Annotated in this window: 18 protein-coding genes; 15 read left to right on the top strand and 3 right to left on the bottom strand. The window is 71.3% G+C overall.

Annotated elements, in window-relative coordinates:
* Positions 1-74: 74 nt before the first annotated feature.
* A complete protein-coding gene (locus tag ncot_RS14280) occupies positions 75-740 on the top strand; it encodes a hypothetical protein (protein ID WP_206064981.1) in 666 nt (221 codons plus the stop codon).
* A 306-nt stretch (positions 741-1,046) separates the two neighbouring features.
* The gene (locus ncot_RS14275) at positions 1,047-1,349 is read left to right on the top strand and encodes an MGMT family protein (protein WP_168618208.1); all 303 of its coding nucleotides are present in this window, start codon (positions 1,047-1,049) and stop codon (positions 1,347-1,349) included.
* Between the two features lie 4 nt (positions 1,350-1,353).
* On the opposite strand, the gene ncot_RS14270 is transcribed toward ncot_RS14275, so the two are convergent.
* From ncot_RS14270 to ncot_RS14260, 3 genes are read right to left on the bottom strand one after another with little or no spacing between them, the layout of a single operon-like run.
* A complete protein-coding gene (locus ncot_RS14270; RefSeq protein WP_168618207.1) occupies positions 1,354-2,748 on the bottom strand; it encodes a DUF1116 domain-containing protein in 1,395 nt (464 codons plus the stop codon).
* On the bottom strand, positions 2,745-4,259 hold the full coding sequence (locus ncot_RS14265; protein ID WP_168618206.1) for an FdrA family protein: 1,515 nt from the start codon (positions 4,257-4,259) through the stop codon (positions 2,745-2,747). Before ncot_RS14265 ends, ncot_RS14270 begins: the two co-directional genes overlap by 4 nt.
* Positions 4,256-5,107: a DUF2877 domain-containing protein gene (locus ncot_RS14260; RefSeq protein WP_206064980.1), complete on the bottom strand. Its 852-nt coding sequence runs from the start codon at positions 5,105-5,107 to the stop codon at positions 4,256-4,258. Before ncot_RS14260 ends, ncot_RS14265 begins: the two co-directional genes overlap by 4 nt.
* 69 nt (positions 5,108-5,176) lie before the next feature.
* Here ncot_RS14260 and ncot_RS14255 point away from each other — a divergent pair, with 69 nt between their 5' ends.
* The 13 genes from ncot_RS14255 (at position 5,177) to ncot_RS14195 (ending at position 26,826) form a co-directional block, all read left to right on the top strand.
* Positions 5,177-6,421 (top strand): helix-turn-helix domain-containing protein, encoded by a 1,245-nt coding sequence (locus tag ncot_RS14255; protein ID WP_206064979.1) that lies wholly within the window; start codon positions 5,177-5,179, stop codon positions 6,419-6,421.
* 129 nt (positions 6,422-6,550) lie between these two features.
* A complete protein-coding gene (locus ncot_RS14250) occupies positions 6,551-8,005 on the top strand; it encodes a solute carrier family 23 protein (RefSeq protein ID WP_240937914.1) in 1,455 nt (484 codons plus the stop codon).
* Positions 8,002-8,883 (top strand): FAD binding domain-containing protein, encoded by an 882-nt coding sequence (locus tag ncot_RS14245; RefSeq protein WP_168618204.1) that lies wholly within the window; start codon positions 8,002-8,004, stop codon positions 8,881-8,883. Before ncot_RS14250 ends, ncot_RS14245 begins: the two co-directional genes overlap by 4 nt.
* Positions 8,880-9,440 (top strand): (2Fe-2S)-binding protein, encoded by a 561-nt coding sequence (locus tag ncot_RS14240; protein WP_168618203.1) that lies wholly within the window; start codon positions 8,880-8,882, stop codon positions 9,438-9,440. Before ncot_RS14245 ends, ncot_RS14240 begins: the two co-directional genes overlap by 4 nt.
* The gene (cutA, locus tag ncot_RS14235) at positions 9,437-11,836 is read left to right on the top strand and encodes an aerobic carbon-monoxide dehydrogenase large subunit (protein WP_168618202.1); all 2,400 of its coding nucleotides are present in this window, start codon (positions 9,437-9,439) and stop codon (positions 11,834-11,836) included. The genes ncot_RS14240 and cutA overlap by 4 nt, the downstream gene beginning before the upstream one ends.
* A complete protein-coding gene (locus tag ncot_RS14230) occupies positions 11,833-12,504 on the top strand; it encodes a carbon monoxide dehydrogenase subunit G (protein WP_168618201.1) in 672 nt (223 codons plus the stop codon). The genes cutA and ncot_RS14230 overlap by 4 nt, the downstream gene beginning before the upstream one ends.
* Before the next feature lie 4 nt (positions 12,505-12,508).
* Positions 12,509-13,900 carry an amidase gene (locus tag ncot_RS14225; protein ID WP_240937913.1) on the top strand — a complete coding sequence of 464 codons (1,392 nt, stop codon included), beginning with the start codon at positions 12,509-12,511 and terminating at the stop codon, positions 13,898-13,900.
* 116 nt (positions 13,901-14,016) lie between these two features.
* Positions 14,017-16,134: a hydantoinase/oxoprolinase family protein gene (locus tag ncot_RS14220; protein ID WP_168618200.1), complete on the top strand. Its 2,118-nt coding sequence runs from the start codon at positions 14,017-14,019 to the stop codon at positions 16,132-16,134.
* Positions 16,134-18,167 (top strand): hydantoinase B/oxoprolinase family protein, encoded by a 2,034-nt coding sequence (locus tag ncot_RS14215; protein ID WP_168618199.1) that lies wholly within the window; start codon positions 16,134-16,136, stop codon positions 18,165-18,167. Before ncot_RS14220 ends, ncot_RS14215 begins: the two co-directional genes overlap by 1 nt.
* Positions 18,164-19,117 carry a carbamate kinase gene (gene arcC / locus ncot_RS14210; RefSeq protein ID WP_168618198.1) on the top strand — a complete coding sequence of 318 codons (954 nt, stop codon included), beginning with the start codon at positions 18,164-18,166 and terminating at the stop codon, positions 19,115-19,117. Before ncot_RS14215 ends, arcC begins: the two co-directional genes overlap by 4 nt.
* Positions 19,118-19,160: 43 nt before the next feature.
* A complete protein-coding gene (locus tag ncot_RS14205) occupies positions 19,161-20,261 on the top strand; it encodes a ring-opening amidohydrolase (protein WP_168618197.1) in 1,101 nt (366 codons plus the stop codon).
* 113 nt (positions 20,262-20,374) lie between these two features.
* Positions 20,375-23,641: an ATP-dependent DNA helicase gene (locus ncot_RS14200; protein ID WP_168618196.1), complete on the top strand. Its 3,267-nt coding sequence runs from the start codon at positions 20,375-20,377 to the stop codon at positions 23,639-23,641.
* On the top strand, positions 23,638-26,826 hold the full coding sequence (locus ncot_RS14195) for an ATP-dependent DNA helicase (RefSeq protein ID WP_168618195.1): 3,189 nt from the start codon (positions 23,638-23,640) through the stop codon (positions 26,824-26,826). The genes ncot_RS14200 and ncot_RS14195 overlap by 4 nt, the downstream gene beginning before the upstream one ends.
* The last annotated feature ends 10 nt before the right edge of the window (positions 26,827-26,836 follow it).

The raw sequence follows: 26,836 nt of genomic DNA, 5'->3' as shown, positions 1-26,836 counted from the left end.
ACCCCGGTGTCCAGACCTACACCTCGGGCGGCCAGTGCACCGCCAACTTCGTCTTCACCGACGATGCCGGCAACGTGTACGTCGGCCAGGCCGCGCACTGCTCCGGCACCGGCGAGGCCACCGACACCAACGGCTGCGACGCCGGGACCCTGCCCCTGGGCACCGAGGTGACCTTCAACGAGGGCGGCAGCCTGATCTCCGAAGGCACCCAGGTCGGCACGGGCAGCATCGCCTACAGCAGCTGGAACACCATGCAGGCCCGCGGCGAGACCGACGCCAACACCTGCGCCTACAACGACCTTGCGCTGGTCAAGGTGTCGTCTGCCGACGTCGCGAAGGTGAACCCGTCCGTGCCGTTCTGGGGCGGTCCGGTCGCCATCAACACGACCGGGACCCAGGCCGGCGACAAGGTGTACTCCTACGGCAACTCCAGCCTGCGCGGCGGCCTCACGCAGCTCTCGCCGAAGACCGGCATCAGCCTCGGCGACAACGCGGCAGACGGCGGCTGGACCCACCCGCTCTACACCCTGACGCCGGGTGTTCCCGGTGACTCGGGCAGCGCGTTCCTCGATGCCAACGGCAACGCCGTCGGCACCTTGTCGACGCTGGGCCTGGCCCCGCTCCCGCTGTCGAACAACATCGGAGACCTGGCCCACGAGCTGGCCTACGCCCAGGCCCACTCCGGCATCTCCGGCCTGCGCCTGGTGCCCGGCACCGAGCCGTTCTCGCCGGCACTCTGAGTCACGCCTGAAGCACAGCTCGGTCCCGTTCGGCGCGATGCCGGACGGGACCGACTGCGTTGCCGAGGTGTGCATCGACGCCACACCGTTCCCCTCGCCGCCCTGGATGGCGGCGACCACCCGGGGGCACGCAGTGGGGTGGTTGGAGCCACGACGTCTGCACGGTGACCCCGGGCGCTCCCGGCGACCCGGGTTCGGGGTTCGTGGAGGCGCAGGGCCGCGCCCAGCACCACGCAGGCATCGCGGGGTGCGCCCGGTCCGGGGCACCGAGCCGTTCCGGCCGGTGCTCTGACCTACGCTGGGACCGTGCACGAGGAGTATGTCGAAGCGGTCCTGCGGTGCGTCGAGCGGATCCCGCGCGGCCGGGTGACGACGTACGGCGCGATCGCCGACGTGGTGGGCGAGCAGCTCGGCATGGGTGGACCCCGCCTTGTCGGCAACGTGATGGGCCTGCACGGCGGCCCGGTGCCGTGGTGGCGGGTGGTGCGGGCCGACGGATCGCTCCCGCCCAGCCACCAGGGCGAGGCGCGGCAGTCCTACCTGGAGGAGAACACGCCGATGCGACCCTCCGGGAACGTGGACCTGAAGTCTGCGTTCTGGCAGCCCTGACCCGTCAGGCGCTTCGGCTGCGGGTCCTGCTGGCCAGCTCCGCGAGTGCCTGCGGGAAGATCTCGGCGGGCGGCGTCACCAGACCCGCTCCGACCTGCCCGACCCCCGCCTTCCTGCCGGCCATGCCGGTGTTGATCTGGGGCAGGATGCCGGTGCGGCAGACGAGGCTGACGTCGATGCCCGTGGGCACGCCCTGGAACTCGAGCACCGGGACCGACCAGCGCGGGTTCTCGCCGAGGGTGATCTCGTGCATGCGGCGGGTGGTGGCGAGCGCATCGGGCACGTTGCCCCCGACCAGTCGCACGATGGCTGGTGCGGTCGCCATCGCGAACCCGCCGATGCCGGCGGTCTCGGTGATCGCGGAGTCACCGATGTCCGGGTTGGCGTCCTCGGGCCCGTAGTCGCCGAGGAACAGACCGTCCGCGACCTGGGCCGGGCCGGTGAACCACTGGTCGCCGGTGCCCGAGGTCTGGATGCCGAACTCCGTGCCGTTGCGGGCCATCGCGACGACCATCGTGGAGCCCTCGATGCCGCGGGCCGCGTCGAGCGCCAGCTTGCAGACCGGCATAGCCACGTTGAGGAAGAAGTGGTCGTTGCCTCCGATGAAGCGCAGGGCCGCGGCCACGTCCGCGGACGGGAACCCGGAGCCGACCATCGCGGGGGACAGGTCGCGCAGCAGCATCAGGGTGCCGGCGCGGTTGCGGTTGTGCGCCTCGTCGCCCATCTGCAGCATCTGGGTGAGGATCCCCGTCGCGTCCACCGCGTCACTGCTGCGCACGGCCGCCCGGAGGACCGGTCCGAGCACGGCCGACATCCAGCGCAACCGGTCGAGCACCTCGGGGGAGTAGGCGCCGTAGCGGAGCACCTTGCCGAGGCCCTCGTTGAGCGAGCAGTGGGTCCTCCTCCCGGTCGCCGGGTCCTCGAGGACGAACATCCACATGGACGGGGTGACGACGCCGGCCATCGGGCCCACGGTGCCGCGGTGGTGGCAGGGCTCGAGAGTGACCCCGTCTCCGGACTCGAAGAGGGCCACGGCGTCCTCCGGGTCGTCGACCAGCCCCTCCAGCGCCGCGCCCGCCATCAGACCACCCCGCAGGGGGCCCGATGCGTTCGCCCACTCGATCGGCGGCCCCGCGTGCAGGAACTCGCCCCGTTGCAGGCCGAGCACCTCCGATGCCGGTGCGACGTCGACGAGGAGGGCCTGCACACCGAGCATCGCAGCCAGCGCGCTGTTGTTCGCGGACCTGCGCAAGGGGTCGCCCGCCACGATGGCGAGGTCGGCCTCGGTGCCGGGCATCGGGGGCCGCCAGTCGACACGAGTGACGGGGACGGCCTGGGCGGCGACGGTCTCCGCGAACAGGGCGGCACCGGTGCTGACGACCCGCGTGGGTGTGGTCATCGGGCGTCTCCGATCAGCTCGAGGGCGCGCCGGCACGCGGCTGCGTTGGACAGGTGGACCTCGGCGCCTGCCGCGGAGAGCACCGTCGCCTGCCGGTCCAGCCCCTGGGGGTCCGCGGAGGTCCCGACCAGGGCGACCACCACCGGGCAACGGGCCTGCTCGATCGCCGGGGCCAGTCCCGCGGCAGGATCGGCCTCGGCGCCGTGCCCGAGCACCACGTCGAGGAGCAGTACGCCGGTGCGTGGGTCGCCAGCCTGCCGGCCGAGGTGCTCGAGCCTCAGGGTCGGGTCGATCATCGGGTGTGCCCGGCCGGCGGTGAGGGTGTCGTCACCGAAGTCGACCATCAGGTGGGCGTCCGCCGTGAGGTCGGGGCCGAGGGCGAGGTCGGGGCTGAGCGGGATGTTGCTCCGGATCGGGCCCAGGGCTGCGGTGGCGAGCAGCATCGCCTCGTCACACAGGGTGCCGCCGACGAAGAGGCCGCGCAGCAGGGATCCCTCGCCCGGCCGGCTGCTCCTGACGCGTGGTGACGCCGCGCCCCACTGCGGCCATTCGGGAACCGGCCGGCCGAGCCGCTCCAGCACCGCTTCCGCAGCAGCGGTCAGGTCGGGCTCGCCCTCGCCGAGCAGGGCGAGCTCGACGGGCGTCCCGAGCGTGGCGGCGTACTCACGGAGGGATGCCGCGACCTCGGCCGAGGGCGGCTTGGAGACGACGACGACCAGCTCGACCTCGGTGTCGGCGTCGAGCCTGCGCAGGGACTCCCGCGTTGAGAGCCCTCCGACGTCGGCGGACAGGTCACGTCCGCCGACGCCGAGGGCCGACCCCACCCCCACGCCTGCATGGTCGAGGAGCGCCATCAGCTGTTGGCACCCGGTGCCGGATGCAGCGACGATCCCGACCGGCCCCGGCCCGGTCGCACTGGCGAACCCGAGACCGAGGCCACCGACGACTGCGGTGCCGCAGTCGGGTCCCATCACCAGGAGCCCGCGCTCAGCGGCGGTGCGCTTGAGGACGAGCTCCTGCTCGAGCGGGACGTTGTCGCTGAAGACCATCACGTCGCGGCCGGCGTCGAGCGCATCCATCGCCTCCACGAAGGCGCTGGCCCCGGGCACGGACACGAGTGCCAGCGCACCGGTCGGCCCGCCGCCCTCGCGGCGGAACGCGGACCCCGTCGTGCGGGGCGGCTCGACCTCGACCGTGCCGGCGCCGCCCGGACTGCCGGTGCCCGCGCGCCTCGTCGCCGACAGGGCGCGCTCCACGGCGAGCAGCGCGGGTTCGAGGGCATCGGCACCGTCCAGGTGCAGTGCCACGACCATGTCGTTGGCGGTGGCACCGGCTGGAGGGGTGAACCCCATCCCGCGGAGCACGTCGAGGTTGAGCTCGGTCGCCATGGCCACCTGCGCAGCAGCGACCCCGGCCACCGCGGCCACGTCCCGGCTCACCCGCAGCAGCGCCACCGAATCGGCGTACGCCCCCGGACGCAGCTCGACGTGGGAGACGACATCTGTGGTCATCGCAGGCTCCCCTCCGGTTCGGCCAGGGCCAGGAATGCGCCGACGGCCAGCCCGCAGCCGGACGTGTGGCCCACGCGCAGGAGTGGCTCCAGGGCCGGTGGGCCGTCGAGCAACAGGCGGCGGAGCTCCGGGATCACCTCGCCGCGCGTCGCATCGGCCAGGAGCGTCCCTGACAGCAGCGTGGTACGTCGCTGCGCCAGGCGTCTGACCTGTTCTGCCACCGCGGTCCAGCCAGCGACGCGCGCGGTCCGTCCGACCGCCAGCCACCCCGCGAGCACGTCGTCGCCGAGCGGGGTGAGCCCGCTGCCGCGACCGAGCAGCGACCTGACGGCAGACGGGTCGCCCGTGCGCAACGCGTCGAGGGCGCGGTCGGGCAGCTCCGCGCCCACGAGCCTTCGGGCACCCTCCAAGCGGTCACGGAGCTGCTCGACGAGGGCGGCACCGATCGCCGAGGACCGCGGGACGGACGCGTCGACGATGCGGGCCACCGCCAGGTCGTGGCGGGGGAGTCGGAGCACCCCGTCGCTGATCGACAGCAGGGCCCCCTGATCGACCTCGTCGACACGGTCCAGCAGGGTGCGAATGCCGCACGGGACGTGGGTGGCGTGGCGGGAGAGCACCCCGACCAGACCCGGCCCCCTGCCCGCGACAGCGGGCAGCTCGACGTAGAGGGCGTCGCGGCCGGAGTGCACCACCCGTGCGCTCCGCCGAGGCCCGGCGAGCGCGTCGCGGACCCGAACGGTCGCCGCGCCCCCGAGCCGCTCCTGCACGGCCACCTGGTCGGCCACCTGGTCGGCCACCTGCACGGCCACCCGGTCGGCAGCCGGGGCCAGCATCACGGAATCCACCTCTCGGACGCTAGCGGCTGGGATACCGTCCGACGAATGGTAAGCATTGCCAACACTTCGGGGAGGGAGGTGCAGAAGTTGATAACCGCCCGCATCGATGCCCTGCACCAGGGCCTGACCCAGCTGGTGCTCGACGGCGGCGACCTGGACCAGATCGCGGCCCGAGTGGCCGAGGCCCTCGACGTCGGGATCCTGGTCACGTCGACCGACGGTCGCGAGCGGGCAGCGGCCGCGACCGCGTGGCACCGGACCCTCCTCGACGAGGCCGACCTGGTCGATCCCACGGGACGGATCCGGGTCGAGCGGGCCAAGGGCTCGTTGGCGCTGGCCGACGGCGAGGTCCGCTCGACCGCGATCGCGGCGGGGGGCACCGACCTCGCCCGGCTGGTGTCGATCAGACCTGCCGGGGTGCTGGACGCGGCCGACCTGCAGGCCCTGGAGCGAGCCGCGACGGTCGCCGCCCTGCTGATCACGCGTGAGCAGGCCGTCCAGGCCGTGGAGAACAAGTACCGCGGTGACTTCCTGCGCGACATCTTCCTGGGCCGGGCAGGTCCCGTCGAGTTCGTGCTCGAGCACGCCGAGACCTTCGGATGGGTGCTGGCCAGGCCGATGGTGGTGCTCGCCGCCGAGATCGACCCTGACGAGACCCCGGTGTCCAGCCGGGTCAGTCGAGCCTGGCAGGAACGCTTCTCCGCGGCGTGGAGCCAGGTCTGCCGGGGCCGCGACCCGGGCATCCCATCGGCTGACTTCTCCTCGGAGGTGGTGACGCTGCTCCCCGCTCCGCTCGACGCCGACGGCGAGCCCGACGTCCCCGCGCTCAGGGCCGCGGTGTCGGAGACGGTCTCAGCGGTGGCCGGGGATCGTGGTGGTGGGCGACGGCCCTTCTCGGTCGGGATCAGTCGCGTGGTCACGGACCTCGCAGACCTGCCCGCGGCCTACAACCAGGCCGGTCGGGCGGTTCGCGTCGGGCGACGGATGAACGGTGGACGCAGCACGACCTGGTTCGACGACCTCGGCCTTCACCGGCTGATCGCGCTGGTGACCGACGAGGAGGAGCTCCGGGCCTTCGCCCACGACGTGCTGGGCGAGCTGGCCTCGGACACCGAGGAGGCAGCCGACCTGCGCGCCACGCTGCAGCACCTCCTCGACACCAACGTCAACGTGGCCGAGGCCGCTCGTCTGCAGTTCTTCCACTACAACACGATGCGCTACCGGGTCGGCAAGCTGGAGCGGATCCTCGGTCCGTTCACGAGCAATCCGCACCTGCGGCTCAACGTCGCCGTGGCCCTCCAGGTCCTCGAGGTGACCGGTTGACCACGCTTCGCCCAACCTCTGCCAGCACCGTGCTGGTCCGTTCGGCAGAACTCGCCAGTGTCCGGGAGTGACGTGGATCACTAGCGTCGGGCAGAAGTGGCAGTGGGCCACCGACCGAGGAGGGTTCGCATGTCCATGTTCACGTGGAAGGTCGTCCACGGCGGCAAGACCCCACCGCCCGGCGAGGCCGTCGGGCCGATGGAGAGACTGAGCTGGCCGCGCACGATCGGGCTCGGTGCCCAGCACGTGGTGGCGATGTTCGGCGCGACCTTCGTCTTCCCACTGGTGATGGGCCTGGACGCCAACCTCGCCATCATGTTCTCGGGCATCTGCACCATCATGTTCCTGCTGATGGTCTCCAACCGGGTGCCCAGCTATCTGGGCACCAGCGCCTCCTTCGTGGCCGCGGTCGCCGCGATCCGCACGCAGGGTGGCGACTCCGCCGACGTCACCGGGGCGATCCTCGTCGCCGGTCTCGTCCTCGCCGCGGTCGGCGCGCTGGTGCACTTCGCCGGCTCGCGGCTGATCCACGCGATCCTGCCTCCGGCCGTCACCGGCGCCGTGGTCATGCTGATCGGCTTCAACCTGGCACCCGTCGTGGCCGGCGTCTACTGGCCGCAGGACCAGTGGATCGCGATCATCACCGCGACCGCACTGGTCCTCTTCGCTGTCCTGCTGCCGGGCTTCTGGTCCCGCATCGCGGTCTTCCTCGCGCTGGTCTTCGGCTACCTGGTGTCGTGGCTCGCCGACCTCTCCTTCGGCACGATCAACAGCATCCTGCCGGGCCAGAACCTGGTCCTGCACGACATCGTCGACGGGGAGTCGACGATGGTGCCGTGCCCGCCGGGCGGGAACCCGAACTGCGTGGAGGCCGCCTTCAACCACGACCGGATCTGGGCCTGGGGAGCGGTCGGCGACGCCGACTGGATCGGACTGCCCGGAGGCGTGCTGGCCGACGGGGTGGACGTCGTGCACGGCCCGAGCTTCTCGCTCACCTTCATCCTCCTGGTGCTGCCGGGCGTGATCGCGCTGATCGCCGAGAACACCGGCCACGTCAAGGCGGTCGCGGAGATGACCGGCGACGACCTCGACCCCTACATGGGCCGCGCGATCGGGGCGGACGGTATCGCCACCGCCTTCGCCAGTGCCTTCGGCGGCTCGCCCACCACGACGTACGCCGAGAACATCGGCGTCATGAGCGCCACCCGCATCTATTCGACCGCGGCCTACTACGTCGCGGCGATCGTGGCGATCCTGCTCGGGCTGTGCCCGAAGTTCGGCGCGATCGTCAACGCCATCCCCGGCGGCGTGCTGGGCGGCATCACGGTTGTGCTCTACGGCATGATCGGTCTCGTGGGCGCCAAGATCTGGGTGGAGAACCGGGTGGACTTCGGCAACCCGGTCAACCTGGTGGGCCTGGCCGGGGGACTGATCGCGGGCATCGGGGGCGTCACCCTCCAGGTCACCGACGACTTCGAGCTCGGCGGCATCGCCCTCGGCACGATCATGGTCATCGTCTACTTCCACCTGGTGAAGGGGCGTCGCGACGAGCTGGCGCCGGAAGAGGTGACCAAGACCCCGTGAAGCCGGCGCCCTTCGCCTACTCCCGCCCGACGACGCTCGACGAAGCCCTCGACGCGCTCGCCTCGGACCCGCACGCGAAGGTGCTCGCCGGTGGACAGAGCCTGGTCCCACTGCTCTCGATGCGACTCGCCTCGCCGTCCCTGCTGGTCGACATCAACGGGCTTGCGGAGCTGGCCACGGTGCGGGCCGACGAGGACGGCGTGCGTGTCGGCGCGCTGGCCCGCCATGCCCAGGTCGAGACCGACCCCGGCGTACGCCGGACACAGCCACTGGTCGCCCGGGCGCTGCGCCTCGTGGCCCATCCCACGATTCGCAACCGCGGCACCACGGTCGGGTCGTTGGTGCACGCCGACGCCGCCGCAGAGATGCCGGCCGTCCTGCTCCTGCTCGACGGAGCCCTGACCGTCCTCTCCGGCGAGGGGGAGCGAGAGATCCCTGCCGCCGACCTCGTCGTGGGACCGCTCGAGTCCTCGCTCCGCGCCGGCGAGCTGGCCGTCTCGGCGCACTTCCCGGCCCTGCAGAAGGGATTCGGGATCGCCTGCGACGAGGTGGCCCGTCGACACGGCGACTATGCGGTGTGCGGGGTCGCAGCGCTCGTGGGCATCGACGAGTCACGTCAGGTGACCTCGGCGCGCACGTCGTACTGGTCCATGGGCGACGTGCCGATCGCGGTCGACCTCTCCGAGGCGTTCTCCGCAGGAGAGCCGAGCGAGGACGCGCTCGATGCCGCTGCCGACCTCGCCCTCACCCGGCTCGACCCGGCCGCCGACATCCATGCCAGCGCCGCCTACCGAGCCCAGCTGGGCAGGGTGCTCACCCGCCGCGTCCTGCGCGCGGCGTACGACGACGCGGTGGCGCGGCACGAGGAGGACCGATGACCCAGGAAGCTCCCGAGGAGACCCACGACATCCTCCTGAACGTCAACGGCGCAGCCCATGCGGTGACGGTGCCGGCGCGCCGACTGCTCAGTGACGCCCTGCGCCACGACCTCGGGCTGACCGGCACCCACGTCGGTTGCGAGCACGGGGTGTGCGGTGCCTGCACCGTCCTGCTCGACGGCGCCCCGGTGCGGTCCTGCCTGTTGTTCGCCGTGACCGTGTCCGGCCAGGAGCTCACCACGGTGGAGGGCCTGGCCGCGGAGGACGGCACGCTCGGCCCGGTCCAGCAGGCGTTCAGGGACTGCCACGGGCTGCAGTGCGGCTTCTGCACCCCCGGCTTCCTCACCACGATCACCGCCGGGCTGCGTGACAACCCGCGGCCGAGCGAGGTCGAGGCCCGAGAGATGGTCGCCGGCAACCTGTGCCGGTGCACCGGCTACCAGAACATCGCCAAGGCGGTCCACCGTGCCGCCGACCTGATCGCGGAAGGATCGAGCTCCGAGGACGGGCGACCGTCTCGGCCAGGCTCGATCGCGGCCGAGGAGGAGGCGCCGTGACCACGAAGCTGTTCGGCGAGAAGGTCAAGCGCGTCGAGGACGCCCGGCTGCTGCTCGGTCGCGGCCGCTACGTCGACGACCTGATGGGCGGAGCCCTCGAGGCCGCGGTCCTGCGCAGTCCGCACGCCCACGCCCGCATCGTCGACATCGACGTCGAGGCGGTGCTCGACCTCGAGGGCGTGCACGCGGTCTACACCTACGACGACCTCACCGGTGCCATGGCCGACCCGCTGCCCCTGCTGATCCCGCACCCGGCCCTGACCCACGGCCGGACCCAGTACGCCCTCGCCAAGGACGAGGTGAACCACGTCGGTGAGGCGATCGCGTTCGTGGTCGCCGACGACCGCTACCTCGCCGAGGACGCGGTGTCGCGCATTCGTGTCGACTACGAGTTCCTGCCGCCCGTCGTGGGTCTGCCGGCCGCTCGTGAGGCGTCGAGCCTGGTGCACGACGACGTGCCCGGCAACGTCGCGGCCCGGCTCGAGCAGGAGGACGGCGATGCCGAGGCCGCGATCGCCGCAGCACCGCACCGACTCGCCCTCGACCTCGACGTCGAACGGAGCGCCAGCACTCCCTTGGAGGGGCGTGGAGTCGTGGCCCGCTGGGATCCCGACAGTCACCGGTTGCAGGTGTGGACCTCCACGCAGACGTCCACCGGGGTCCGCGCAGCAGTCGCCGCCAAGCTCGGTCTCGACCTGGTGCAGGTGGACGTGATCACGCCCGACGTCGGCGGTGGTTTCGGCGTCAAGATCGTGCACCCGTGGCCCGAGGAGCTGCTGGTGCCGATGGCGGCCCAGGCCTTGGGGATGCCGGTGAAGTTCACCGAGGACCGGCGCGAGCACTTCGTCTCGGCGGCCCACGAACGTGCCCAGCAGCAGCACATCGAGGTCGGGTTCGACGACGACGGTCGGCTGCTCGGTCTCTCGGTGCAGTTCTGGCACGACAACGGCGCCTACACGCCGTACGGCCTGATCGTGCCGATCATCACCTCGACCCAGCTGCTCGGCCCCTACAAGCCGCAGAGCTACAAGGTGGTCTTCGAGAGCCTCTACACCAACACGGTGATCGTCACGCCCTACCGCGGCGCCGGCCGACCGCAGGGGGTGTTCGCGATGGAGCGCACCATGGACGCGATCGCGGCCCACCTCGGCAAGGACCGTGCCGACGTGCGGGCGACGAACTTCATCCAGCCCGACGAGTTCCCCTACGAGCACGGGCTGGTCTTCCAGGACGGACGGCCGCTCACCTACGACTCGGGGGACTACCCGGCCAGCCTGGCGAAGCTCAAGCAGCTGGTCGGGTGGGACGACTTCGAGAAGGTGCGCGCGGCAGCCCGGGCCGAGGGACGCCAGGTCGGCATCGGGCTGGCCTGCTACGTCGAGGGAACCGGGGTCGGACCCTACGAGGGCGCCCACGTGCACATCGAGACCAGCGGCAGGGTGAAGGTCGCGATCGGCCTGACCAGCCAGGGCCAGGGGCACCAGACCGCGTTCGCCCAGATCGTGGCCGACGAGCTCGGCGTCCCCCTCGACGACGTCGAGGTGGTCGCCGGCGACACCCGTCGGATGCCGTACGCCGTGGGCACGTTCGCCTCGCGTGCTGCAGTGATGAGCGGGTCTGCCGTGGCGCTGGCCGCCCGGCGAGCCCGTGCCAAGGCACTCCGGATCGCGGCCGAGGCCCTGGAGGTGGACGCCGCGGACCTCGAGATCGCCGACGGCGTCGTGCAGGTCAGGGGCGCCCCGTCCTCGCAGATCTCCCTGGGCACCGTCGCCGTGCTGTCCAACCCCCTGCGCTACGCCTTCGACGAAGCCTCGCAGGCGGCCACCCAGTTCACCGTCGGCGACCCGGACAAGCCGCCCGTCGCGGTGGGGGAGGAACCGGGGCTGGAGGGCAAGGACTTCTACTCGCCCGAGCGCTCGACGTTCGCCAACGGCATGCACGCCGTCGTGGTGGAGACCGATCCCGAGACGGCCGAGGTCCGCATCCTGCGCTACTGCGTCGTCCACGACTGCGGCAACCTGATCAACCCGATGATCGTCGAGGGCCAGATCCACGGTGGTGTCGCCCAAGGAGTGGGCGGTGCCCTCTACGAACGGATGGAGTACGACGAGTCGGGACAGCTCCTGAACGCCTCGTTCATGGACTTCCTGATGCCCTACATCACCGAGGTCCCGGCCGAGATCGAGATCGACCACCTCGAGACCCCGTCGCCCCTGAACCCGCTCGGCATCAAGGGGGCCGGCGAGGCAGGTGTGATCCCCTCGGCGGCGGTCTTCGCCTCCGCGATCGAGGACGCCGAACGACTCGATCCCTCGACCCTCGCGATCACCGCGATGCCGATCTCACCCTCGCAGCTCTTCGAGCTGAGGCGAGCGCACCGAAAGGATCCGTCATGAAGATCGTTGGCGAGGCCACCCTCGTCGCTCCCGTCGAGAAGGTGTGGGACGCGTTGCTCGACCCGTCCGTGCTGGTGGCGACCATCCCCGGCTGCGAGCGACTCGAGGAGACCGGCGAGAACGCCTATGCGATGACCGTGACCGCGGGGGTGGCCGCCGTGCGCGGCACCTATGCCGGCACCTGCGAGCTGCGCGACCTGGAACCCCACCGGTCCCTGGTGCTGGCCGCGCAGGGAGCCGGGACACCCGGCACGATCGCGGCTGACGTGTCGGTCTCGTTCGACGACAACGGCGACGGCACCACGACCCTCCACTACGACGCCGACACCGTCGTGGGCGGGATGATCGGCGGCGTCGGCCAGCGGATGCTGACCTCGGTCAGCCGGAGGATGGCCACCGAGTTCTTCACCAACGTCGAGCGGGAGATCGCCCAGGGTGTCCCGGGGGTGGCGCCACCCGTCGATGCCTCGACGGTGTCCGAACAGTCCGCGGGAAGATCGGCCGGAGAGCCCGCACCCGCTTCGGTGGCGGCAGGGGGTGGGGCGGTGTTCACCGCTGCGGCCCAGGCCCCGGGGAGTCGCGACGACTTCGTCAAGGGCGTCATGGTCGGGGCGGGGCTGGTGCTGTCCGGCGTGGTGGCCGGGGCCCTGCTCGGCCGACGGCGCTGACGCCGTGGTCACCGTCGACTCCACGGCCCGGGAGATGGTCGCGGCCCTGCGTGACCGCGAGATCTCCGCACGCGAGCTGCTCGACCTGCACCTCGATCGCATCGGGGAACACAACCCGGAGCTGAACGCCGTCGTGTCGCTCGACGAGGAACGGGCACGGGAGGGCGCGGCTGCGGCCGATCGGTCCTTGGCCTCGGGGGAAGTGGTCGGCCCGCTGCACGGCCTGCCGTTCGCGTTCAAGGACACCCACGCCGTGGCCGGCTGGCGGACGACGTACGGCTCACCGCTGTTCGCGGACCACGTCCCGGAGGCCGACGACCTGATCGTCGAGCGAGTACGCCGCGCCGGTGTCGTGGTGGTCGGCAAGACCAACGTGCCGGAGTTCGCGGCGGGCTCGCACACCTTTAACACGGTCTTCGGCACCACGCTGAACCCCCACGACCCCACAAGGTCGGCCGGTGGCTCGAGCGGGGGCGCCGCCTGTGCGCTGGCGGCCGGCATGGTCCCGCTCGCCGACGGGTCCGACATGGGCGGCTCCCTGCGCAACCCCGCCTCCTTCTGCGGCGTGGTCGGTTTGCGGCCGTCCCTGGGGAGGGTGCCGGAGTGGCCGACGGCCAACCAGTGGGAGTCCACGTCGGTGGGTGGACCGCTGGCTCGCAACGTGGGTGACCTGGCCCTGCTGCTGTCCGTCCAGGCCGGTCCCGACCCGCGGGCCCCGCTGGCCCTCGGGGACCCCGGCTCGGCCTTCGCACCACCCCTGCGTGGCTCGCTCGAGGGTGTCCGCGTGGGCCTGTCGGTCGACCTCGGGGGCGCCTTCGAGGTCGATGCACAGGTGGCGCGGGTGGTGGAGGAGTCCGCGTCGTCGTTCAGCGGTGCCGGTGCTCAGGTGGTGCGCGCCCACCCCGATCTCGGCTTGGCCGAGGACACCTTCAGGACCCTGCGGGCCTGGCACTTCCAGGCGAAGTTCGGTCGGCTCCTCGCCGAGAACCCCGGCTCCTTCAAGGACTCGCTGGCCGACAACATCCGGGCCGGGGAGTCGCTCACCGGCGCCGACGTGGCCCGCGCCTACGCGCAGCGAACCGCCCTGGCAGAACGCATGCGACTGTTCTTCGCCGACCGCGACCTCCTCGTCCTCCCCGTCTCCCAGGTGCCCCCGTTCCCGGCCGACCGGGAGTTCCCGACCGAGATCAACGGCCACCCCATGGACACCTACCTCGACTGGATGCGCTCGGCCTACTTCATCACCGTCACCGGGTGCCCGGCGATCTCCGTGCCGGCCGGCACCACCGACGACGGGCTGCCGGTGGGGATCCAGCTGGTCGCCCCGCACGGTGGTGAGCGCCGGCTGCTCGAGGTGGCGGCGGCGTTCGAGTCGATCACGACGCCCCACCGCTGAACAGTCGGTCGGAACCGCCAGCCGGGCGAGGGCAATCGTGACCTGCCAACGAATCAGCGATCCGTTGGCACAACTTGCCGTCGCAGCGAGTGGCTCGGGGCGGATTGAATCGGGGCATGGCAACGGGTTCCCGGCAGCGCCGCATCCGCGTCGGCATCGACACCGGCGGCACCTTCACCGATGTCGTGGCGCTCGACGAGGAGACGGGCGAGCTGGTCACCACCAAGACGCCCTCGACCCCCGGCAACCCGGCCGACGGTTTCATGGCCGGCATCGAGAAGGTCCTCGGGCTGCTTGGCCTGCCGCCGGGCCGCGGTGACGCCCTGACCGCCGTCAGCCACGGGACGACCGTCGCCACCAACCAGCTCCTGGAGGGCAAGGTGGGAGCCCTCGGGTTCATCACCACCGAGGGCTACGAGGCGATGCTCGAGATCGCCCGGCAGTCGGTCCCCGACGGCTACGGCAACTCCTACTTCTGGGTCAAGCCCGATCGCATCGTTCCCCGGCACCTGGTCAAGGGAGTCGGCGGGCGACTGGACCACACCGGTGCAGAGGTCCGCCCGTTCGACGAGGCCGGAGCCCGGCTGGTGGCGCGCTGGTTCCGCCAGCGTGACATCAACACCCTCGCCGTCTGCTTCCTCCACTCCTATGCCGACTCGACCCAGGAGGAGGCCATGCTGTCGGTGCTGCGCGAGGAGCACCCCGACGCGGTGGTCTCCCTGAGCAGCGAGGTGCTGCTGGAGTACCGCGAGTACGAACGCGCGATGACCACGCTCGTCGATGCCGCCGTGAAGCCACGGTTGGGCACCTATGTCACCAACATCAAGGACCGGCTCGACGCCTACGCCTCGACCGACGGCGAAAGGCGGGTGCCGTTCTACGTGATGAAGTCGAACGGTGGCGTGCTCAGCGCCGACGAGGTCGTCCACCAGCCGATCAGCACCGTCCTCTCCGGCCCGGCTGCGGGTGCGCTCGGTGCCGCCCTGATCGCCAAGGTCGCCGGCTTCGACCGGGTGCTGACCAGCGACGGCGGCGGCACGTCGACCGACGTCAGCGTGGTCGTCGACGGCGAGCCGACCCTGACCACCGAGGGCAGCGTGGGCGCCTTCCCCTCCAAGATCCCCATGATCGACGTCGTCACCGTCGGAGCCGGAGGCGGCTCGATCGCCTGGCTCTCCCCGGAAGGAGCGCTCAAGGTGGGCCCGCACTCAGCGGGGGCCGACCCGGGTCCGCTGTGCTACGCCAAGGGCGGCGACGAGGTCACCATCACCGACGCCCACGTGTTCCTCGGCCGGGTCCCGCCGCACCTGCTCGGCGGCGAGATCCCACTCGACACGGAGGCAGCGGCCTCCGGCATCCGTGCCCTGGCCGACGAGCTCGGACTCACCCCCGAGGCCTGTGCGGCCGGCGTGCTCGAGATCTCTGCCTGGAACCAGGCCAACGCGTTGCGCGCGGTCACGGTCAAGCGGGGGCTGGACGTCCGCGACTTCACCCTCACCACCTTCGGTGGATCGGGATCCCTGTTGTTGTGCCGGTTGGCCGACATCCTGGGCCTGCGGGCAGTGCTGGTGCCACCCAACCCCGGCAACGTGTCCGCGTTCGGCCTCCTCACCGTCGACGTGAAGAACGACTACGTCCAGACCCACGTGCGGCTGCACGACGACGTCGATGCCGCCGACCTGGCCGGGGTCTACGACGACCTCTGCGGCCGGGCCCGTGCGGCGCTGACCAAGGAGGGCTTTCCCGGCACCGAGCACCAGTTCCTGCGAACCGCCGACCTGCGCTACTTCGGACAGGCCTTCGAGGTCAGGGTGTCGCTGCCCGAGGGCGCCATCGACAGCGCCCTGCTGGCGGAGGTGGCCGAGCGCTTCCACGCCGAGCACCGCACGCTTTACGGCTACGACTTCGCTGACGACCCGCGACAACAGGTCGAGTGGGTCAACCTCCGAGTCTCCGGGGTGGGCCCGATCCAGCGGCCCGAGATCAAGAAATGGTCGGTGGTTGAGGAGGTCGCGCAGCGACCGTCTCGAAACCACGGCGCCCGTCAAGTGTGCTTCGAGGTGTCCGACGGGTACGTCGACACGCCGGTCTTCTGGCGCCCGGACCTGGCGCCCGGCCACGAGCTCGCCGGCCCGGCGATCATCGAGGAGTTCGGTTCGACGGTGCCCTTGCACCCGGGGTTCCGGGCTCGCATTGACGCGTTCCTCAACATCATCGTGACGCGGGAGGGCTGATGGAACCGACATCTTCGGGTGCGGGTGGTTTCGAGACAGGCGCTGGCGCGCCTTCCTCAACCACCGAGAGTGCGGCTCCCTCAACCACCGAGGGTGCAGGCGCCGGCACCGGGTCCCGGCGGGCGCCGACGGACTTCCCGTTCGGCACCCTCACCGCCGACGCCGGTGCCAGCGCCGAGCAGGTGCTCGTGGAGATCGTCCAGGGCAGCCTGGCCGCCGTGGAGCTCGAGGTCGAGACGGCGATCGGGCGCACCAGTCGCAGCCCGATGATCCGCGACGCCCACGACTTCCGGGCCGGCATCCACGACCGGTTGCTGCGCAAGCTGACCGGGCGTTCCTACTCCGCGCTGGTGCACCCGGTGGCGCGCGACTTCCCGGTGGAGGAGATGCGGGAGGGCGACGTGTTCTTCCACAACGACGTCTACCGCTCCGAGGGCGGCATCGGCCACCTGCCGGACCTCTGCGTGACGGTCCCGGTCTTCCACGACGGCAGGGTGGTCGCGTTCGTGCAGGCCTTCGGCCACCACGACGACATCGGCGGGTGCGTGCCCGGCTCCATGCCCAGCGGCGCGACCTCCGTCTATGAAGAGGGCCTGATGGTGCCGCCGATCAAGCTCTGGGACGCCGGCACCCCCAACAAGTCCGCGCTGGCGATCATGACCCGCAACTCGCGGATGCCGGACAGCCTAGCCGCCGACCTCGACGCCGAGTGCTCGGCCTGCCTGATGGGCGCGCGACGCCTGGGTGAGCTGTTCGAGAGGTATGGCGTCGACGCGGTCGAGTCGGCCTTCGACGCGATCATCGACCGGACCACGCAGACCTACCGCCGCGAGATCCTCTCCCGGATACCCGTCGGAGAATGGGTGTGGGAGGACTACGCCGAGCACGACGGCGTGGACGAGCCGCAGCTGTTCGCGCAACGCATCACGATGACGCGCACCGGCCCCGACGACCCCGACGGCGAGCGCCTGGTGCTCGACTTCGACGGCACCTCGCCCCAGGCCAAGGGGCCGATCAACCACTGCGGTGACTACAGCGACGGCAACTTCCTGAAGAAGTGGCTGGCCCCGATCCTCCGCAACCTCGCCGAGTCTCCCGAACGAATGGCCGAGCTCGACGTCAACGAGGGCGTGGTGCCGCTGATCGAGATGCGTTTCCCGCCGCCGGGCACGTTGCTGACGCCGGTCTTCCCGGCCCCGACCAACGCCCGCACGTTCGTGATCCTGAGACTCCTGGGCGTGCTGGCCGGCGTGCTCGCCAAGGCAGTCGACGGCCGGATGCCCGCCGACCAGGAGACGATCCGCTACACCGGCGTCTACGGCGAGGACCGGCAGGGCGAGCCCTACCTGATGCGTGAGGTCCTGGGCGGCGGGTCGGGTGGGCGCTACTACGCGGACGGTGAGGACACCATCCACGTGGTGCCCGACTCCCGGAACCTCCCGTCGGAGTTCACCGAGAGCCGTTTCCCGTTCCTCGTGGAGAAGCTCGGCCTGGCCATGGACTCCGGCGGCGCCGGCCAGTTCCGCGGCGGACTCGGCTACGAGAAGCACCTGCGCATGCTCAAGGACGGCCACTTCATGTCGATCGCGGACCGCTCGATCCTGGCGTGCTGGGGGGTCAGGGGCGGCCGGGCCGGCAAGCCGTTCGACGTGGTGATCGACCCGGGTGGCCCCGCCGAGCGCGTGGTCGATGCCCTTGCCGACGCAGAGCCGGTCAAGGCCGGCGAGGTGATCCGGATCCGTACGACGGGGGGCGGCGGCTGGGGTGACCCGCTCGACCGCGACCCGGCACTCGTCGTACGCGACGTGGTGTGGCAGAAGGTGTCGCCCGAGGCCGCGCTCGCCGACTACGGCGTGGTGCTCACCGGCTCCGTCGAGGACGACACCCTCGACCACGACCCGGACCGCACGACGGCAGAACGTGCCTCGCGCCCGGTCCCCGGCACGGCGTTCTTCGACCGCGGGCCGGGCTACGCCCGCCTGTCCGGGGGAGCCGACGCCGCCGACGTCGACTTCATGGAGTCCTCACGATGAGGGTCCTGCTCGCGTTGGGTGGCAACGCCATGACGAGTGCGGACGGCCGGGCCCGCCCCGGTGACCAGATCGCCGCGGCGAGGAAGGCGATGGCAGCGGTGGCACGGCTGGTGACGCGCACCCGTGATCCGGTGGACGTGGTGATCACCCACGGGAACGGGCCACAGGTCGGCAACCTGCTGGTCAAGAACGAGCTGGCCGCGACCGTGGTCCCTCCGGTCCCGCTCGACTGGTGCGGCGCCCAGACCCAGGCCACCCTCGGCTTCGTCCTGATGGACGCCCTCGACGACGAGCTCGCCCGGCACGGCTCCGACCGGCGCAGCGCGGCGGTGGTGACCCGCACCCTCGTCGATGCCGACGACCCGGGGCTGACCCACCCCAGCAAGCCGATCGGCCGGTTCCTCGACAAGGATGCCGCGGCCGTGCTGATCGAGCACGGCGAGACCTGGCAGGACCGCGGTGAGAAGGGCTGGCGGCGCGTGGTCGCCTCGCCCGAGCCACGCGAGATCCTCGACGGCCCGGCGGTGCGTGCCCTCGTCGACGCCGGATTCATCGTGATCGCCAACGGCGGCGGTGGTGTCCCGGTGGTGCGTTCCGAAGCCGGGCTGGTCGGTGTCGAGGCGGTCATCGACAAGGACCTCGGCGCGGCACTTCTCGCGGCCACCGTCGAGGCCGACGTGCTCGTGATCGCCACCGACGTGCCCCACGCCGTGCTCCGGTTCGGCACGCCTGACGCCGAGCCGATCGGCCAGGTCTCGGTCGAGGACCTGCGGACGATGGCCGCCGCCGGGCACTTCGCGAGCGGATCGATGGGCCCCAAGGTGGATGCCGCCTGCCGGTTCGTCGAGAGCGGCGGTCGCTACGCCGTGATCAGCGACCTCGACACCATCCTCGACGCCGTGGCCGGCACCACCGGCACCGTCGTCCTGCCCAACTCAAACGGTGGTTGAGCGATCGAGCCTGCGCGACACCACACCACGAAAGGAACACTCCATGCCCGCCATCGAAGTACGCAAGGTCCCGATCCACTCCGTCGCGGACGCCAGTGAGCTGGCGAAGCTGATCGACGACGGGGTCATGCACGCCGACCGGGTGATCGCGATCATCGGCAAGACCGAGGGGAACGGTGGCGTCAACGACTACACCCGCATCATCTCCGACCGGGCGTTCCGTGAGGTGCTCGTCGACAAGGGTGCACCTGCTGAGCAGGTCAAGCAGATCCCGATCGTCTGGTCCGGTGGCACCGACGGAGTGATCAGCCCGCACGCCACCATCTTCGCGACCGTTCCCGACGAGGACGCGATACCCACCGACGAGCCCCGCCTCACCGTCGGCTTCGCGATGAGCGAGCCGTTGCTGCCCGAGGAGATCGGGCGCACGCCGATGGTCACCAAGGTCGCGGACGCGGTCAAGGTGGCGATGGAGAAGGCCGGCATCACCGACCCGGGCGACGTGCACTACGTGCAGACGAAGACGCCGCTGCTGACGATCCACACCATCCGCGACGCCAAGTCGCGCGGCAAGACGGTCTGGACCGAGCACACCCACGAGTCGATGGACCTCTCCAACGGATGTACGGCGCTGGGCATCGCCGTCGCCCTGGATGAGATCGAGATGCCCACCGACGACGACGTCATGCACAACCGGGAGCTCTACTCGGCCGTGGCGTCGTGCTCGTCGGGGGTCGAGCTCGACGTGGCGCAGGTCGTCGTGGTCGGCAACGCGCCGGGTGTCGGTGGCCGGTACCGCATCGGCCACTCGGTGATGAAGGACGCCCTCGACCAGGACGGCCTGTGGGAGGCGATCAAGGATGCTGGGCTCGAGCTGCCCGAGCGGCCGCACCACAGTGACCTCGACGGTCGACTGGTGAACCTGTTCCTCAAGTGTGAGGCCTCCCAGGACGGCACGGTCCGCGGTCGCCGCAACGCGATGCTCGACGACTCCGACGTGCACTGGCACCGGCAGATCAAGGCGGCCGTCGGCGGCGTGACCGCCGCCGTGACCGGCGACCCGGCGGTCTTCGTGTCGGTCTCGGCCGCACACCAGGGCCCGGAGGGCGGCGGTCCCGTGGCCGCCATCGTCGACCTCGGCTGACCAAGCCGCTCGTTGCTGATCGGGCAGGGCGAGGGACCGGCCCGGTCCCTCGAGATCGGGCCGCGTGAGGGTCAGGGACGCAGGGCGTCGGTGGTGGGTGGTTGGCTGTCCCCATGAGCACGACGAGCACCGACACGACCTACCACCTCGTGGCAGCTGAGGCGGCTGCGGCGCGGGTCCCCGAGCTCGACGACTTCCAGCGCAGCGTGGTCGACCACGCCGGGGGGCCGCTCCTGGTGCTGGCCGGGCCCGGCACCGGCAAGACGACGACGCTGGTCGAAGCCATCGTCGACCGGATCGACCACCGTGGGGCATCCCCGGAGTCGGTGCTCGCCCTGACCTTCTCGCGCAAGGCCGCCGAGCAGCTGCGTGACCGGGTCACCTCGCGACTGGGGCACACCACCTCGTCGACGCTGTCGGCGACGTTCCACTCCTTCGCCTACGGGCTGATCCGGCGCTACGCACCCGCCGAGCTCTACGAAGCCCCGTTGCGGTTGTTGTCGGCACCGGAGCAGGACGTCGTGCTGCAGGAGCTGCTCACCGACGCTCCCGAGTCCGTGGCCTGGCCCGAGGGCCTCCGGCGCGCTGTCGCGACTCGGGGCTTCGCGCGCGAGGTGCACGCGGTGCTGTCGCGGGCCCGAGAGAAGGGCCTCGACGGCACCGACCTGCGCGAGCTGGGCATCGCCAAGGAGTTGCCCGAGTTCGTCGCTGCCGGGCTCTTCCTCGACCAGTACCTCGAGGTCCTCGACTTCCAGGGCGCCATCGACTATCCCGACCTGATCCGCCGTGCCGCCGAGGAGGCCGAGCGGCACCGCACGGAGCTGCGCGCCCAGTTCCAGCACGTCTTCGTCGACGAGTACCAGGACACCGACCCCGGCCAGGTGGCGCTGCTCCAGGCGCTGGTCGGCGACGGCGGCAACCTGACCGTGGTCGGCGACCCCCACCAGTCGATCTACGGTTTCCGCGGTGCGGAGGTGCGCGGCATCCTCGAGTTCCCCACGGCGTTCCCCCAGGTCTCCGGCGATCCTGCCGACGTGGTCGCGTTGCGCACCACCCGTCGCTTCGGCTCCCGGCTGCTGCTGGCCTCCCAACGCGTGGCCCAGCGACTCACCCTGGCCGGGACCATTCCCGAGGAGGCCAGGGATGCCTTCCTGCGGCCCGTCGCGGAGCCCGGCGACCTCGGCGACGGCCGGGTCGAGGTGGTCACCTTCGACACCGAGCGTGCCGAGACCGAGCACCTGGCCGACCGGTTGCGCCGAGCCCACCTCGCCGACGGCATCGCCTGGTCCCGGATGGCCGTCCTGGTCCGCTCCGGGCGCAACTCGATCCCGGCACTGCGTCGTTCGTTGGGTGCCGCCGGGGTTCCTGTCGAGGTCGCCAGCGACGACACGCCACTGGTGCGTGAGGTCGCCGTGATGCCGTTGCTCGCCGCGTTGCGCGCCGTGGTCAACCTCGACCAGGACGATGCCGACCATCCCGACCACCTTGATCCGGACCGGGCCCACGACCTGCTCATCTCGCCCCTCGCCGGCCTCGACGCCTCCGACGTACGCGCGCTGGCGCGGGCGCTGCGCCTGCGTGACAAGGAGCGGGTGGCCCGTGACGGCGGAGCTCCGCGGCCGTCCCCGTGGTTGCTCAGGCAGGCCGTCGTCGAGCCCGACGGCCTCGCCGGGTTGGAGGTGTCAGCGGCCCGGCGAGCAGGGGCGTTGGGTCACCTGTTGCGCAGGGCGCGCAGTGACCTCGAGGCGGGCGCCACCGCCGAGGAAGTGCTCTGGACCCTCTGGTCCGGCACCGACTGGCCCCGCCGGCTCCGTGCCCAGGTCGAGTCCGGGGGAGGGGCGGCGCGTCGAGCGCACCGCGACCTGGATGCGATCTGCGCCCTGTTCGAGACTGCGGCGCGGGCCGAGGAGCAGCGCGGACACCGGGGTGTGGCCTCGTTCCTGGCCACGCTCCAGGCCCAGGACCTGCCGGGCGACACCCTCGCCGACCGCGGCGTGCGTGGCGAGGCGGTCCGGCTCCTGACCGCCCACCGCGCCAAGGGCCTCGAGTGGGACTTCGTGGTGGTGGCCCACGTCCAGGAGGACGGGTGGCCCGACCTTCGTCGCCGCGCCACCCTGTTGCAGGCCGACCGCATCGGCCTCGACGGACTGGTGCCCCCGGTGAGTGCACGCGAACAGCTCATGGAGGAGCGTCGGCTGTTCTACGTCGCGTGCACCCGGGCCCGGTCCCGACTGCTGGTCACCGCGGTCAGGTCACCGGACGACGACGGTGAGCAGCCGTCCCGCTTCATCGCGGAGCTGTTGCCCCGCACGGACGACGAGGAGCGGGTGCCCGCCCACGTGCAGGGGCGACCGGTGCGACCACTGTCCCTGGCCGGCATGGTGGCCGAGCTCCGGCGCACCGTCGTCGATCCCGAGACCCCGGCCGAGCTCCGTGCCGCTGCTGCCCGGCGGTTGGTCCGGCTCTCCCGAGAACGCATCGGGGAACGACCCTTGGTGCCCGCCGCCGATCCGGCCAACTGGTGGGGCACCCGTGCGGCGACGGCTGCCGACGTCCCCGTGCGGCCGGAGGAGAAGCCGGTCGCCCTGTCGGCCTCCGCGCTGACCTCGATCGAGGAATGCCCGGCGCGCTGGTTCCTCGAGCGCGAGGCCGGTGGCTCCACGGCCGCCACCTCGGCCCAGGGCTTCGGCCTGCTGGTGCATGCCCTGGCCGAGCGGGTGGCCACGGGGGAGCTGTCCGCGGATCCGGAGCACGTCGACGCGCTGATGGCCCAGGTCGACACCGTGTGGGAGCGGCTCTCGTTCCGCACGCCGTGGTCGGCCACGCGCGAGCGTGAGGAGATGCGGCAGGCGTTGCTGCGGTTCCTGGTCTGGCACGGTGCTGACCGTGGGCGCACCCTGCTGGCCAGCGAGAAGGAGCTCACCGCCGCCGTGACCCTGCCCGACGGCCAGCAGGTCACCCTGCGCGGCTTCGCCGACCGGCTCGAGGTCGATGCCGACGGATCCGTCGTGGTGATCGACTTCAAGACCGGGAAGTACAAGCCGACCGGCGACGAGGTGAAGGTGCACCCGCAGCTCGGCCTCTACCAGCTCGCTGTCGAGAACGGAGCCGTCGACGACCTGGTCGACACACCGCCGGCTCGCGCTGCTGGGGCCGAGCTGATCCAGCTGCGCCACGGCGCCAACAACAAGGTCAACATCCAGTGGCAGGGTGAGCAACCCGCCGACGACGACGGGAACCGCCCGGTGGAGGTCCAGCTGATGGCCGCGGTGCAACTCATCCGGGACGAGGAGTTCCCGGCCAGGGCCGGCAAGCACTGCGACCGGTGCGCGTTCACCGCGATCTGTCCGATCCAAGGAGCCGGGACGGTGCTGTCATGAGGAGCGCGATCAGCATCGAGAGCCCCGCCGACCTGCAGCGCGTGATGGGCACCGACTTCCAGGTCAGCCCCCAGCAGTGGGCAGCGATCTCCTCCGATCTCGAACCGGCGGTGGTGATCGCCGGTGCCGGCTCCGGCAAGACCGCCCTGATGGCTGCACGGGTGGTCCACCTGGTCGTCACCGGGCAGGTCGAGGCCCACGAGATCCTCGGGCTCACCTTCACCACCAAGGCGGCCCGCGAGCTGTCGGTCCGCATCCGTGACGCGCTGGAGAAGGCCGGCCACGCCCCCGGGGCGTCGGCCGCTGTGCCCGGCGCCGAGGAGGGCGAGACCCTCGAGCCCACGGTGGCCACCTACAACGCCTACGCCAGCTCACTGCTCACCGAGCACGGCCTCCGCATCGGCCACGAGCCCGACACCCGGGTGATGGCCGACGCATCGCGCTACCAGCTGGCCGCGCGTGCGATCAACCGTCACAGTGGGCGCATCGAGCTGCTCAGCGACCACCCCGACACCGTGGTCAACTACATCCTCGGTCTCGAGGGCGCGATGAGCGAGCACTTGGTCGACCTCGACGACGTGCGCGCCTTCCAGGCCCGCGAGCTGCCCCGCTTCCGGCACGCAGCGGAGACCGCCCGGGCCAAGGCCGATCCCCGCAAGGTCATCCACGCGATGGAACGCCGCGAGGAGCTGCTCGGCCTCGTGGCCACCTATCGACGCCTGAAGGCCGAGCTCGGACTGATGGACTTCAGCGACCAGATCGCGCTCGCGGCGCGGTTGGCCGACGAGCACCCCGAGGTCGGCGAGCTCGAACGCCAGAAGTTCAAGATCGTCCTGCTCGACGAATACCAGGACACCTCCGTGGCGCAGGCCCTGATGCTCAAGAAGCTCTTCGGTGGGGGGCACGCGGTCACGGCGGTGGGCGACCCCAACCAGGCCATCTACGGGTGGAGGGGGGCGTCGGTCTCCAACATCCTCGGCTTCGGTCGTGACTTCCCGCGCGCCGACGGCGCTGACGTGCGGGTCTTCCCGCTGACGGTGAACCGTCGCTCCGACCGTCGCATCCTCGAGGTCGCCAACCGGCTGGCCCAGCCGCTGCTCGACGAGTTCCCCCAGGTGCAGGCCCTGGAGCCTGCCGAGCAGGCCGGCCCGGGCACCGTGCGCACCTCGGTGCACGAGACCTATGCCGCCGAGCTGGCCTGGCTCGCCGAGCAGGTCCGGGCCACCCACGAGGCGATGGCCGAGCCGAAGTGGAACGAGATCGGCGTGCTCACCCGCGACAACAAGCACGCGGCCGACGTGTTCGACGCCTTGTCGTCGCGCGAGATCCCGGTCGAGATCGTCGGCCTCAAGGGCCTGTTGCGCCTGCCCGAGGTGGCCGAGGTGGTGGCGACGTTGACCCTGCTGCACGACCTCACCGCCAACTCGGCGCTGCTGACGCTGCTCACCGGCCCACGTTGGACCATCGGCCCGCGCGACCTGGCACTGCTCGGCAAGCGGGCCCGCGAGCTGGCCGGTGTCGTCTCCACACCGACCGCCGGCCAAGGCATCGACGAGCAGCTCGCGGATGCCGTCGAGGGCGCCGACCCGACGGAGATCGCGTCGTTGTGCGACGCGCTCGACGACCCGGGCGAGGCGGCGTACTCCCGTGCAGCGCTCGATCGCTTCGCCCTGCTGCGCTCGGAGCTGCGGGCGTTGCGGTCCCACGCCGGCGAGCCGTTGCTCGACCTGGTGCGGCGCATCATCGACACCACCGGCATCGACGTCGAGCTGGCCTCCTCGGTCAGCCCGGCGGCAGCCGCCCGGCGCGACAACCTCGACCTGTTCGTCAAGGCCGTCGCCGAGTTCCAGGCCATCGACGGCTCGGTCAGCCTCACCGCGCTGCTCGCCTACCTCGAGGCCGAGGACGAGATGGGCACCGGTCTCGACGTGGCGACTCCCTCCGAGTCCGACTCGGTGAAGCTGCTCACCGTCCACCGCGCCAAGGGCCTCGAGTGGGACGCCGTGTTCGTGGTCGGGGTGTGCGAGGAGAAGTTCCCGACCAAGCAGGCCCGCACACAGTGGACCTCCGGTCCGGCGGTCCTCCCCAACGACCTGCGTGGCGACCGCCACGACCTGGCCGCACTGGGGGGCTACGAGAAACCCGACCTGGAGGCCTTCGTGAAGTCGGCCCGGGCCAAGGAGGCACAGGAGGAGCTCCGGCTCGGCTACGTGGCCTTCACCCGGGCCCGGCACCTGCTCTCGGTCTCGTCCTACCTGTGGAACCAGAACCGCAAGACCCCGGTGGGCCCGTCCCCCTACCAGCTCGTCGTGCACGAGGCGATCCAGGAATGGGGTGAGTCGGCCGAGGCATGGCTCGACAAGCCCGACAAGGAGACACCGAACCCGCTGCTGGCGAGCGCGGTCACGGCCCCGTGGCCCCAGACCGAACACACTGCGGAGACCCTGAGACGACTCGAGGCAGCCGAGTTCGTCCGCTCGGTCGACGCGGATGCCGAGGACGAGGTCGACCTGGTCAACGGATCGACGGTCGCCACCTGGGACGAGGAGCTCGACCGGCTCCTGGCCGAGGCGCGCCGGGACCGGTCGACCGACATCGGGGTGCCGCTGCCGAGCACGCTCTCGGCCACCGCGGTGGCCCGACTGCGGGACGACCCCGATGCCTTCGCGCGCGACCTGGCCAGGCCGATGCCCCGTCAGCCCTCTCCGGCCGCCCGCTTCGGCACCCGGTTCCACGCGTGGGTCGAGGCCCGGTTCGGCCAGCAGAACCTCTTCGACCCCGACGAGCTGCCCGGGCGTGCCGACCTGGGCATCGACGACGAGTCCGACCTGAAGGAGCTGACCGCACTCTTCGCAGACGGCCCGTTCGGACGACGTGAGCCGCACGCGATCGAGGCGCCGTTCGCCCTGGTCCTCGGTGGGCAGGTCGTGCGTGGCCGCATCGACGCGGTCTACACCGAGCCCGACGGCGGCTACCTGGTCATCGACTGGAAGACCAACCAACGCGCCACCGCAGACCCGTTGCAGCTCGGCATCTATCGCTTGGCCTGGGCCGAGCTGTGCGGGGTCCCCGTCGAGAGGGTGCGTGCTGCCTTCCACTACGTGCGCACGGGCAGGACCGTCGACCACACCGACGACCTGCCCGGCCGGGAGGAGCTCGAGAAGCTGGTCCGTCCCGACGGCTGAGGCCGACCGG

It is taken from the genome of Nocardioides sp. JQ2195, from assembly GCF_012272695.1.
Lineage (GTDB): Bacteria > Actinomycetota > Actinomycetes > Propionibacteriales > Nocardioidaceae > Nocardioides.
Note: the sequence above shows the minus strand (reverse complement) of the source record. Positions and strands in the feature narration are given on the sequence as shown.

Excerpts from the sequence above, each read along its gene's own strand:
- ncot_RS14270 (WP_168618207.1), bottom strand. The coding sequence starts at position 2,748 with ATGACCACACCCACGCGGGTCGTCAGCACCGGTGCCGCCCTGTTCGCG.
- ncot_RS14265 (WP_168618206.1), bottom strand. The coding sequence starts at position 4,259 with ATGACCACAGATGTCGTCTCCCACGTCGAGCTGCGTCCGGGGGCGTAC.
- ncot_RS14250 (WP_240937914.1), top strand. The coding sequence starts at position 6,551 with ATGTCCATGTTCACGTGGAAGGTCGTCCACGGCGGCAAGACCCCACCG.
- ncot_RS14240 (WP_168618203.1), top strand. The coding sequence starts at position 8,880 with ATGACCCAGGAAGCTCCCGAGGAGACCCACGACATCCTCCTGAACGTC.
- ncot_RS14230 (WP_168618201.1), top strand. The coding sequence starts at position 11,833 with ATGAAGATCGTTGGCGAGGCCACCCTCGTCGCTCCCGTCGAGAAGGTG.
- ncot_RS14220 (WP_168618200.1), top strand. The coding sequence starts at position 14,017 with ATGGCAACGGGTTCCCGGCAGCGCCGCATCCGCGTCGGCATCGACACC.
- ncot_RS14215 (WP_168618199.1), top strand. The coding sequence starts at position 16,134 with ATGGAACCGACATCTTCGGGTGCGGGTGGTTTCGAGACAGGCGCTGGC.
- arcC (WP_168618198.1), top strand. The coding sequence starts at position 18,164 with ATGAGGGTCCTGCTCGCGTTGGGTGGCAACGCCATGACGAGTGCGGAC.
- ncot_RS14205 (WP_168618197.1), top strand. The coding sequence starts at position 19,161 with ATGCCCGCCATCGAAGTACGCAAGGTCCCGATCCACTCCGTCGCGGAC.
- ncot_RS14200 (WP_168618196.1), top strand. The coding sequence starts at position 20,375 with ATGAGCACGACGAGCACCGACACGACCTACCACCTCGTGGCAGCTGAG.
- ncot_RS14195 (WP_168618195.1), top strand. The coding sequence starts at position 23,638 with ATGAGGAGCGCGATCAGCATCGAGAGCCCCGCCGACCTGCAGCGCGTG.